A 4,313-nucleotide genomic window follows, 5' to 3' on the forward strand; every position below is an offset into this window, starting at 1 on the left:
GCAGCACGTCGGCGCCGGCGCCCAGGGTGGCCCAGCCGCCTCCCGTGGACGGGTCGCGCAGGACCGCGACCTGGGCCAGGCCGGCGGCCCGGGTGAGGGCCGACAGGCCGGCGATGCGCTGGAGTTGGGTGAGTGCGGCGATGCCCTCCTGCATGCGGCTGCCGCCGGTGGCGATCAGCGTCACGACGGGCAGTGCGAGTTCCCTGGCGCGGGTGTGGGCCGCTTCGATCCGGTCCCCGGTGCGCGTCCCCAACGAGCCGCCCAGGAAGCCGAACTCGAACGAGATCAGCACCACCTCGGTGCCGCCGATGTGGGCGAGGCCGCACACCACGGACTCGCGTTCGCCGGTCCGCCGCTCGGCCCGCTCCCGCGCGAGGTCGTAGCCGTCCCAGCGGAGCGGGCCGTCGGCGGGCTGTTCCGCGTGGGGGGTGGCCAGCTCCTCGAAGTCCGCTGTCACGGAGGCGATGGCCGCGCGGGCGCCGCTGGGCGCCTGCGGTCCGCTCACCGCAGTTCCCGCTTCAGGACCTTGCCCATGTCGTTCCTCGGCAGCCGCTCGACGAACCTGACCTCGCGTGGGCGCTTGTGCGCCGACAGCCGCCGCGCGACCAGGTCGACCAGCTCCGTCTCCGTCGGGGGCTCCGCGGTCTCGCCGGCCACCACCCAGGCCACCACACGCTCGCCGAGGTCCGGGTCGGGCAGGCCGGCGACGGCCACCTCCCGTACGCCGGGGTGCTCCAGCATCACGTTCTCGATCTCACCGGCGCCGATGCGGTACCCGGCGGACTTGATGAGGTCGGTGGAGCGGCGTCCGACGATGCGGTAGAAGCCGTCCGAGTCCCGGGTCGCCATGTCACCGGTCCTGAACCAGCCGCCGGCGAAGGCCTCGGCGGTGGCGTCCGGCCGGCCGAGGTACTCGGTGAACAGGCCGGGGCCACGCACCTGGAGCTCACCGATGGTCTCGCCGTCGTCCGCGGTGATGCGCTGCTCGTCGTCGTCGACCAGCCGGGCGTCGACGCTCGCCAGCGGGGTTCCCACGGTGCCCGCCTTGTACGGGCCGTCGAGCCGGACGCTGGTGGTGATCAGCGTCTCGGTCATGCCGTACCGCTCGACGACGCGCTGACCGGTGGCCGAGGTGATCAGTTCGTGGTCCCGCAGCGGCAGCGGCGCGGAGCCGGACACCAGCAGCCGGGCGCTGCTCAGCGCGCGGGCGAGGACGGGGTCGCCGCCGACCTGCTCGGCCATCCGGTGGTACATGGTCGGCACGCCGAAGAACATGCTGCCGTGCGGCAGTTCACGGCTGACCGCCTCGATGGAGAAGCGCACCAGGTGGCGCAGGCTGCCGCCGCGGCGCAGCGGTCCGAGCAGGCCGACCACGAGTCCGTGCACGTGGAACAGCGGCAGGGCGTGCACGGTGACGTCGTCCTCCGTCCACTGCCAGGCGTCGGCGAGGTCGTCGAGCGTCGCGGCGAGCGCCCGCCGGGAGAGCACGACGCCCTTGGGTGAGCCGGTGGTGCCGGAGGTGTAGACGATCAGGGCCGGTACCGAGTCCGAGCCCGACTCGGGGTGGCCGTGGGCGGGTTCGTCCGGGTCGGGGACGAGGGGGACGTCGATCCTGGGCAGGGCGGCGAGCGGCGCGGGCAGTTCGTCCTCGGCCGCGGCGAGCACCGCCGCGGGTGCCGAGTCGGCCAGGATGTGCGACAACTCGGCTTCGCCCGAGCCCGGGTTGAGCGGCACAGCCGGCACTCCCGCGAGGAGTGCGGCGACCACGGCCACCGCCGTCTCGCACCGCGGCGTGGCCCAGACCGCGACGCGGCTCCGGGTGGTGATCCGCGCGGCCAGCGGCCGGGCGGCTGCGGCGAGCTGCGAGTAACTCAGCTCGTCGTCACCGAAGCGCACGGCGGGCTTCGACGGCTCGGTCTCCAGTGCGGGGATGAGAGGTGACACCCGTGCTCCTTCGCTGGTGGTCGTTGGGCTCACGATCTCATCAGGCGACGCTCGCGCACAGCACGGGTGAGCGCGGGGCGTGCGCCGATAGAAGTAAGGAAGGTTTCCTAACCTCTTGACGGTGATAGGAAACAACCCTAACTTTCAGGCCAGTGACACCTCACGGTCGCCGTCATGTGGCCGTCGCTGTCATGTGCCTGACAGGTATCCCGGCTCACGTCCGCCGCGGGCAGGCACCGCGACTCCGCAGGCGTCCACGCACCTCCGCCCCCACGCACCGAGGAGTGACGCATCGTGCACCACCACACCCTGCAACGCCGCCGACTGCCGTACGCGGCAGTCGCCGTGGCCTTCGTCCTGGCCGTCGTGCTCGCGATCCAGGCCCAACTGCCCGCGGGCGCCGCGTCGCCGGACGCCACGAAGGCCACCGCCCGGTCCGCGGTGGCCGCCAACGGCCAGCTGAAGGTCTGCGGCACCCGGCTCTGCAACGCGGCCGGGCAGCCGGTACAGCTGCGCGGCATGTCCACCCACGGCACGCAGTGGTACGCCCAGTGCGTGACCGACGGATCACTCGACGCCCTGGCCCACGACTGGGGCGCCGACGTCCTGCGGGTCTCCACCTACGTGCAGGAGGGCGGATACGAGACCGACCCCCGGCGCTTCACCGACCTCGCCAGCCGCATCATCGACCAGGCCACGGCACGCGGCATGTACGTGATCGTCGACTGGCACATGCTCTCCCCGGGCGACCCCAACGTGAACCTCGACCGGGCACGGCAGTTCTTCACCGACATCGCGCGTCGGCACGGGCACCAGAGCAACCTGCTCTACGAGATCGCCAACGAGCCCAGCGGCGTGAGCTGGAACTCGATCAGGTCCTACGCCGAGCGCCTCATCCCGGTGGTCCGCGCCGCGGACCCGGAGACCCCGATCCTGGTCGGCACCCGAGCATGGTCCTCGTTCGGGGTCTCCGAGGGTTCCAACGAGCAGGAAGTGGTGAACAACCCCGTCCGCGCCTCCAACATCATGTACACCTTCCATTTCTACGCGGCCTCGCACCGGGAGGAGTACCTGCGGACGCTGGACCGCGCCTCCGACCGACTCCCCGTGTTCGTCACCGAGTTCGGCACCCAGAACTACGCCGGCGAGGGCGCGAACGACTTCGCCATGTCGCAGCGGTACATCGACGTGATGAACCGCAAGAAGATCTCCTGGGTCAACTGGAACTTCTCCGACGACCACCGCTCGGGAGCCGTCTTCAAGCAGGGCACCTGCGCCGGCGGCCGCTGGAGCGGAACCGGCGTGCTGAAGGAGGCCGGAGCGTGGATCCGGGCGCGCGTCTGACCGCCTCCGGAAGCTGAACGAGGGCCTCAGTCGCCCGTGGCCTCGGGGAACAACGTGCGGAAAGCCTCCGCCGAGTCCGTGAGGCCACGGGCGTACGGGGCGTCGAAGTGCCAGATCAGGAACAGCAGGAAGGCGATGAGCGCGCTGAACAGGCCCGCCAGCGCCAACTCCCGCGCCGAGCGCCGGATCTGGAGTACGAAGACCATGCCGACGACCACCACCGCACCGATGATGAGGCCGAACCACACCACGCCCGGCATGGTCGTCCCGGCGCTCCCGCCCCGCTCCGTGCGGGCGCGCGCGGCCTGGGAGACCTGATCCACCACACCCTGGTAGGCGTGCGACTCCAGGGTGGTCGTGGGCTCGAAGCCCGTCACCTCGGAGCGCACCGCGTGCAGCAACTCGTCTCCTTGGGGGGTGAGTTCACCGGCATCCGGAGTCTGCGTCCACTCCGCCTCCATGGTGTGGCGCACGTAGGCGTCGATGCCCGAGCGGATGCTGCTCCGGGCCTCGGGCGGGTACACCTGGACGCGCTCGTGCACCTCGTGCAGTGCCAGCGCCTCCTGGGTGACCCAGTCGGTCGCCGCGTTCCGCTGCTCCCACACGCCGGCGATGGCAAGGCCCAGCACGATCGCGTAGACCACGCCGATCATCATGATCATGTACTCGATGACGTCGGGGGTCTGGGTGGTGTCCTCCTCGTCGCCGATGCGCCGCTGCCGCAGCAGGGCGACGACGAGGACCACGGCACAGGACGCGACCATGGCGAGGGCCAGTACCAGCCAAGCGGGCAACGTACTTCTCCTATTCGGAACGTGACCGGGTGGCGGAGGCCCCCCGGGGTCGGGTCGCGGCGGCGGCCAGCACGGCGGGGGCGACGATCAGCAGCATGCGGCCCACCACCGAGGTGCCCGACCGGGGCGGCTGCTCCCGCGGGCGCACGGTGAGCGGGGCCCGCAGCATCGACGGCGGCAGCGGGGGCCCGGCCGCCGGAACCTCCGGCGCCGGGACCTCCGGGTTTCGCG

The 4,313-nt window shown here is 71.7% G+C and carries 5 protein-coding genes; 1 reads left to right on the forward strand and 4 read right to left on the reverse strand.

What is annotated here, in order from left to right:
• Window positions 1–505 (reverse strand): carboxyl transferase domain-containing protein (locus ACYVE9_RS17290; protein ID WP_461028772.1); only part of this gene is annotated, 505 nt, incomplete at its 3' end.
• The gene (locus ACYVE9_RS17295) at window positions 502–1,944 is read right to left on the reverse strand and encodes an acyl-CoA synthetase (RefSeq protein WP_461028773.1); all 1,443 of its coding nucleotides are present in this window, start codon (window positions 1,942–1,944) and stop codon (window positions 502–504) included. The genes ACYVE9_RS17295 and ACYVE9_RS17290, both read right to left, overlap by 4 nt.
• 294 nt (window positions 1,945–2,238) lie before the next feature.
• Between ACYVE9_RS17295 and ACYVE9_RS17300 the strand changes: the two genes are divergently transcribed.
• On the forward strand, window positions 2,239–3,288 hold the full coding sequence (locus ACYVE9_RS17300; RefSeq protein WP_461028774.1) for a glycoside hydrolase family 5 protein: 1,050 nt from the start codon (window positions 2,239–2,241) through the stop codon (window positions 3,286–3,288).
• A gap of 26 nt (window positions 3,289–3,314) precedes the next feature.
• On the opposite strand, the gene ACYVE9_RS17305 is transcribed toward ACYVE9_RS17300, so the two are convergent.
• Both ACYVE9_RS17305 and ACYVE9_RS17310 read right to left on the reverse strand, forming a co-directional pair.
• Window positions 3,315–4,082, reverse strand: coding sequence for a bestrophin-like domain (locus ACYVE9_RS17305; RefSeq protein WP_461028775.1), 768 nt, complete (start codon window positions 4,080–4,082; stop codon window positions 3,315–3,317).
• 10 nt (window positions 4,083–4,092) lie between these two features.
• On the reverse strand, window positions 4,093–4,313 hold a 221-nt coding region (locus ACYVE9_RS17310), incomplete at its 5' end, for a hypothetical protein (RefSeq protein ID WP_461028776.1).

Source organism: Streptomyces sparsus (assembly GCF_054776295.1).